Raw genomic sequence first — 627 nt, 5'->3', positions numbered from 1 at the left:
TAGTGTTTTCTCTAGGGTCTCCGGCATGACGTTGAACTCGGATGCGACAACGCTTCGAACAGTCGTCCCACTTCCGTCTGCCACTACCGGAGAGTCATCGCCCGATGCCGGGTCGTCGTCATGGATGTGCCCGATCAGATTCTCGATACCCTGCTGAGCAGCCTCTGGAACTGCCCCCATGACGAACGCGTCATTCCCCTCACGCCAGTCAGCAACTGTGTAGCGACCCGGTGCACCCGGTTTGTCGATTTTTTCGAGCATATCCGCGTCCACTAAGTGCTCGAAGGAACGGCGGGTGTCGGTCTCCAGATCGATATCCAACTCATCCTCGGCATCTTTGTGGGGGATGCCGTCGCTGGCCGGCCCAAACTCGTGATCCCACATCCCGTGTGAGATGTGGACGAGTTCGTCGATGTTTTGAACACGGTTCTTCTCTGTGCGGATTTGGCGTTCCGCTCGGGTGTAACCCATATGTAGGTTATGTGTATAATCGCATTCCCTACCGATATGAGCAAAACCTATGTGCGATGGCCACTGATGTGCCACCTGAGATCGTAGGTAGCCCGTAGTATCGGAGGGGCACAGGTATCAGTTACCCCTGCGATCTGCGGGGGTGACTGGTTGCAA

General features: G+C 56.0%; 1 pseudogene. It reads right to left on the bottom strand.

The features are described from left to right. Positions 1-471 (bottom strand): annotated as a pseudogene (locus tag DVK01_RS21070) (hypothetical protein); the annotation flags it as partial. Between the last annotated feature and the right edge of the window lie 156 nt (positions 472-627).

Source organism: Haloarcula sp. Atlit-120R, assembly GCF_003665885.1.
Lineage (GTDB): Archaea > Halobacteriota > Halobacteria > Halobacteriales > Haloarculaceae > Haloarcula > Haloarcula taiwanensis.
This window is presented reverse-complemented; position numbering and strand designations above follow the sequence as displayed.